Genomic DNA, 4,754 nt, shown 5'->3' with positions numbered 1-4,754 from the left:
GGGCCCTATTGGCCGTCGGCTCCTGAATCCCGCGCGGCGCCCGGCTCGGCGGAGCGGTTGGGCCGAGCTTTCGGTCGGGCCGGGCCGACCGGGCTGTCGGCCGGTGCTTCCTCCGCTCCGGCGGGCGAGCCGCGCCCTTCGCGCCTCGGGCAGCCCTTGAACGGCTCGAACGGGTCCCTCCCCAGCTGCTCCCGGACCGTCGTCACCGGTGGGCTGACGACGCCTCGGCGCTGCCAGTTGGCGCCGTCCACCACCAGGGTGTGGCCCGTGATGAAGCGGGCGTAGGGGGAGGCCAGGAAGGTGGCGGCCCAGCCCAGTTCGCGGGGGAGGCCGACGCGGAGGGCGGGCTGGCGGGCGGCCATGTCGTCGGCGGGGCGCTGGTCGTGAACGCCCCGCGCCCGGTCGAGGTTGCCCCGGATCTCCGCCGTCATGTCGCCGTGCGGCATCAGCCCCGGCACCAGGCCGTTGACCTGAATCCCGTACGGGCCCCACTCCACGGCCAGGGTTTCCACCAGGCTCTTGACGCCCGCCTTGGCCGCCGCGCTGTGCGCGAAGCCCGGGCCGCCCGTCCACGCGTACGACGCCCCGACATCGATGATGGAACCGGGGGTGCCCGCGGCGAGGTGGCGGCGCCCGAACTCGCGCGTCATGAGGAACGTGCCGGTGAGGGTGGTGTCGACGACCGCGCTCCAGGCGCCCGGCGACATGTCCTCGGCGGGCACGGGGAAGTTCGCGGCGGCGTTGTTCACCAGGACGTCGGGCAGGCCGTACGCCTCGCCCGCCGCGTCGAAGACCTCGGCGACGCGGTCCGGGTCCCTGATGTCGCATATCGCTGCCGTCACACGACCGCCCAGCGCCGTCAGTTCGTCCCGCGCCGCCTTCAGCCGGTCCTCCTTGCGGCTCGCGATCACCAGGTCCGCCCCGAGCCGCGCGAACTCCGCCGCGATCGCCTTGCCGAGGCCCGTCCCGCCGCCCGTGACCAGGACGACCGTTCCGTCGTACGTACCCGGCGGCAGCGCGCTCGCGCCAGGCGGGGGAGGACCCGGCAGCCCCGGAAGGGCCCTGCCGGGCAGTGCGTTGTCGTCAGCCATGCGGGCATCGATACCGCGTGCGAGCCGAAACCACCATGGTCATCGCACGATTCCGTGAGCGCGGGCGGCGGCCAGCCAATGCGGGTACTCGCGCAGCAGCGCGTCGTACAGAACGGCGTCGCTCAGCGCGCGAGGGTCTTTGCCCGCCGGGAAGAACCCGGCATTGTCGACCAGGCGCTTCGTCGGGACAGCGAGTTCGTCGAGCCTGCGGAGGAAGGTGAACTCGTTGTCATCCGGGTCACCGAAGCCGACGAACTGCCAGAACAACGGCAGGTGCGACGCCTTGCGCAGGAACTGCTCGGCTGCGGCCCTGCTGGTGGGCCCGCCATCGGTCTGGAAAACCACCAGAGCCGGCGCGGTGCTCCCACTGCCCAGGTAGTGATCCAAAACCGCGTCCATCGCCCAGTGGTAGTTCGTGCGCCCCATATGCCCCAGCGACGCGTGCGACTTCCCGATCCGGCCCCGGTAGCCGTCCAGACCCAGATCGGCTGTCCCGTCGACGTCGGTGGAGAAGAACGTCACCGGCACCACCGCGTCATCGTCCAGGTGGGCGGAGAGCGAGAGAACCTGCTCCGCCAGATGCTGGACCGTGCCGTCCTTGTAGAAGGGCCGCATCGAACCGGACCGGTCAAGAACCAGATAGACCGCGGCACGTGAGCCCACCAGATCGTGCTTCCGCAGACTGACCGCAGCGGACTTGTACAGCGAGACCAGACCAGGCGCCTGCGCCTCCACCTTGTCCAGACTGACCGCAGACGTACCAACCATCATCAGATCTCCATCCCGTTCCGCCACTCTGCTCCTGACCCCCGCTTGACCTTGACGCTGGGTCAACCCTCCATCCTTCCGGAGGTTGTCCCGCGCAGTCGCCCGGGACGAGTCCGCGAAGGAGGCAGACGACCATGACAGCCCCATCGATCACCGGCCCGGCCATTCGCGTGCAAGGCCTCAAGAAGACGTACGGGAAGCTCGACGTGCTGCGCGGTGTGGACTTCGACGTGGCGCCGAGCAGCATCTTCGCCCTGCTCGGTTCGAACGGGGCGGGCAAGACCACGACCGTGAGGATCCTCGCCACGCTTCTGAAAGCCGACGCGGGGGCGGCGAGCGTCAATGGTTTCGACGTGGCCACGCGACCGGCGTACGTGCGGGAGTCCATCAGTCTCACCGGGCAGTTCGCGGCCGTCGACGAGATCCTCAGCGGTCGGGAGAACCTCGTGCTCGTCGCCAGGCTGCGCCACATCAAGAACCCTGGCGCGACTGCGGACGACCTGCTGAGGCGCTTTTCGCTGAACGAGGCGGGCGCGCGGAGAGTGTCCACGTATTCGGGTGGGATGCGCCGCCGACTGGACATCGCGATGAGCCTCATCGGGAATTCGCCGGTGGTCTTCCTGGACGAGCCGACGGCCGGTCTCGACCCCGAGGCGCGCATCGAGGTGTGGGACGCGGTCAGGGAGCTTGCCCGCCGCGGGACGACGGTACTGCTCACCACGCAGTATCTGGACGAGGCCGAGCAACTGGCCGACCGGATCGCGATCCTCCACCAGGGTCGGATCATCGTGAACGGCACCCTCGCCGAACTCAAGCAGCTCTTCCCGCCCGCCAAGGTCGAGTACGTCGAGAAGCAGCCGAGCCTGGAGGAGATCTTCCTCGCGGTCATCGGGGGCACCGACAAGAGCGACGCCACGGGCGACGCCACCGGCACGACAACTGGGGGACGACGATGACCGCGTACTTCTTCCATGACACTGTCGCGCTCACGGGGCGGACCCTGCGCCATGTCACCCGCAGCGCGGACACCATCATCACAACCGCCCTCACACCGGTCGCCATGATGTTGATGTTCGTCTACGTGTTCGGCGGCGCCATCGATACCGGGTCGGTCCCGTACGTGAACTACATGCTGCCCGGCATCCTGCTCATGACCATCGCCTCAGGCATCTCCTACACCGCGTACCGGCTGTTCACCGATGTGCAGAGCGGGATCTTCGAACGTTTCCAGTCCATGCCGATCGCTCGGTCGGGTGTGCTGTGGGCCCACGTCGTCACCTCTCTGGTCGCCAACCTGATCTCTCTCGTGCTCGTCATGGGCGTCGCCCTGCTCATGGGCTTCCGCTCCGGGGCGGGAGTGTCGGCATGGCTGGCGGTCGCCGGCATCCTGCTCCTGTTCACCCTGGCGCTGACCTGGCTCGCCGTGATTCCCGGGCTCTCCGCGTCGTCGGTCGAGGGAGCGGGCGCGTTCGCCTACCCGCTCATCTTTCTGCCGTTCGTCAGTTCGGCGTTCGTGCCTACGAAGACGATGCCGGGACCGGTGCGCTGGTTCGCCGAACATCAGCCGGTGACGTCGATCGTCAACACGATCCGGGACCTGTTCGCCGAGCAGCCGGTCGGTGACGACATCTGGGCCGCCCTCGCGTGGTGCGTCGGCATCCTCGTCGTGGCGTATGGCTTCGCGATGGCCGCCTATCGCCGGAAGATCGCCTGAGGCAGGCTGAGACCCATGCTCACGATCAGCCGACTGGCGGCGTACGCCGGGGTGACGGTGCGGGCGGTACGTCACTACCACAAGATCGGGCTGCTGCCGGAGCCGGAGCGCGACCGGTCCGGATACCGGTCCTATGACGCCGTCGCGGTCGTGCGGCTGATCCGGATCCGCACCCTCGCGGACTCCGGCGTGCCGCTGGCTCGGGTGCAGGAACTCCTCGCCGCCGACCCGGAGGGGTTCGCCGACGGCGTCCAGGAGATCGACAAGGCCCTGCGCGCCGAGATCCGGCGGCTGCAGGACACGCGCAGCCGACTCGCCAGGCTCGCCGCCGGGGAACACCTGGCGCTTCCGCAGAGCGTCGTGGACTACCTCGACCGGCTGCGCGGTCTCGGAGTTGAGGAGCGGTACATCGAGATGGAGCGGGACGCCTGGATCATGATCGCCGCCCAGGTGCCGCATGCGATCGACGCCGTGATCGCCAAGAAGCACGAGGAGCTGGAACACCCCGGCACGGTGAAGCTCTACAGCCTTCTCAGCGGGGCACTCGACTGGCCGGCCGACGATCCGCGGATCGTCGAGGTCGCCGACCTCATGGAGCGCTTGATGGTTCGCGCGGTGGAGGCCGGCGAGGCGGGTGCCGACGACGGCATCGACGACCAGTTCGTCGACCTGCTGGACTCCACCATGGTCGAGTCCTCACCGCACGCCGCACGGCTGTTGGAGATCCTGGAGGAGCGGGGCTGGAGGGGCTGGACCCGCATCGAGCGAGTGCCCGCCGACAGACTCAACACGGGAGCAGTCGGCCGTGCTGCACCGTTTTGAGATCGCTCAGGGACACCGGTGTCCCATCTTCGCGAAGTGGCGGTTGGATTTCTTGAGGTCCCACCAGTCGCCTACGAGGCCGCGCACCAGCTGGACCAATTGGCGAAGGCGCTCAGGGTCGGGGGTGGGCGCGGTGAACACGTCCACGAGGGATCTGTCGCTCCATGGCAGTGTGAACACCCAGCACTCGTCGGCGTGGCCCGTGCGGCGAGGACGCGCTCAGCCAGCGTATGAGCCACCATGTGTATCTCTCATCTCGTCTGCGGATAGCCCACGTTAGCCATCAGCAGCTGGCGGCGGCGAGGAAACGAGCAGCCCTGCCGTCGGCCCCGTCCCCGCCCCCGTGAACACCCTTCCCT

5 protein-coding genes are annotated in these 4,754 nt (G+C 68.7%); 3 read left to right on the top strand and 2 right to left on the bottom strand.

The genetic code is table 11. The features are described 5' to 3' along the window. Positions 1–5: 5 nt before the first annotated feature. A complete protein-coding gene (locus tag GKQ77_RS27915) occupies positions 6–1,091 on the bottom strand; it encodes an SDR family oxidoreductase (protein ID WP_219691698.1) in 1,086 nt (361 codons plus the stop codon). A 39-nt stretch (positions 1,092–1,130) separates the two neighbouring features. Continuing rightward, on the bottom strand, positions 1,131–1,862 hold the full coding sequence (locus tag GKQ77_RS27910; RefSeq protein WP_219691697.1) for a VWA domain-containing protein: 732 nt from the start codon (positions 1,860–1,862) through the stop codon (positions 1,131–1,133). 131 nt (positions 1,863–1,993) lie between these two features. Between GKQ77_RS27910 and GKQ77_RS27905 the strand changes: the two genes are divergently transcribed. From GKQ77_RS27905 to GKQ77_RS27895, 3 genes are read left to right on the top strand one after another with little or no spacing between them, the layout of a single operon-like run. Beyond that, positions 1,994–2,815 carry an ABC transporter ATP-binding protein gene (locus tag GKQ77_RS27905; RefSeq protein ID WP_219691696.1) on the top strand — a complete coding sequence of 274 codons (822 nt, stop codon included), beginning with the start codon at positions 1,994–1,996 and terminating at the stop codon, positions 2,813–2,815. Next, entirely contained in the window at positions 2,812–3,573 is a 762-nt protein-coding gene (locus GKQ77_RS27900; RefSeq protein ID WP_219691695.1) for an ABC transporter permease, read from the top strand. The genes GKQ77_RS27905 and GKQ77_RS27900 overlap by 4 nt, the downstream gene beginning before the upstream one ends. A 15-nt stretch (positions 3,574–3,588) precedes the next feature. After that, complete coding sequence (locus tag GKQ77_RS27895) at positions 3,589–4,395, top strand: MerR family transcriptional regulator (RefSeq protein WP_219691694.1); 807 nt, start codon at positions 3,589–3,591, stop codon at positions 4,393–4,395. The last annotated feature ends 359 nt before the right edge of the window (positions 4,396–4,754 follow it).

Source organism: Streptomyces anatolicus (genome assembly GCF_019400875.1).
Taxonomy (GTDB): domain Bacteria; phylum Actinomycetota; class Actinomycetes; order Streptomycetales; family Streptomycetaceae; genus Streptomyces; species Streptomyces anatolicus.
This window is presented reverse-complemented; position numbering and strand designations above follow the sequence as displayed.

Coding starts and splice junctions, on each gene's coding strand:
- GKQ77_RS27900 (WP_219691695.1), top strand. CDS start 2,812: ATGACCGCGTACTTCTTCCATGACACTGTCGCGCTCACGGGGCGGACC.
- GKQ77_RS27910 (WP_219691697.1), bottom strand. CDS start 1,862: ATGATGGTTGGTACGTCTGCGGTCAGTCTGGACAAGGTGGAGGCGCAG.
- GKQ77_RS27905 (WP_219691696.1), top strand. CDS start 1,994: ATGACAGCCCCATCGATCACCGGCCCGGCCATTCGCGTGCAAGGCCTC.
- GKQ77_RS27895 (WP_219691694.1), top strand. CDS start 3,589: ATGCTCACGATCAGCCGACTGGCGGCGTACGCCGGGGTGACGGTGCGG.
- GKQ77_RS27915 (WP_219691698.1), bottom strand. CDS start 1,091: ATGGCTGACGACAACGCACTGCCCGGCAGGGCCCTTCCGGGGCTGCCG.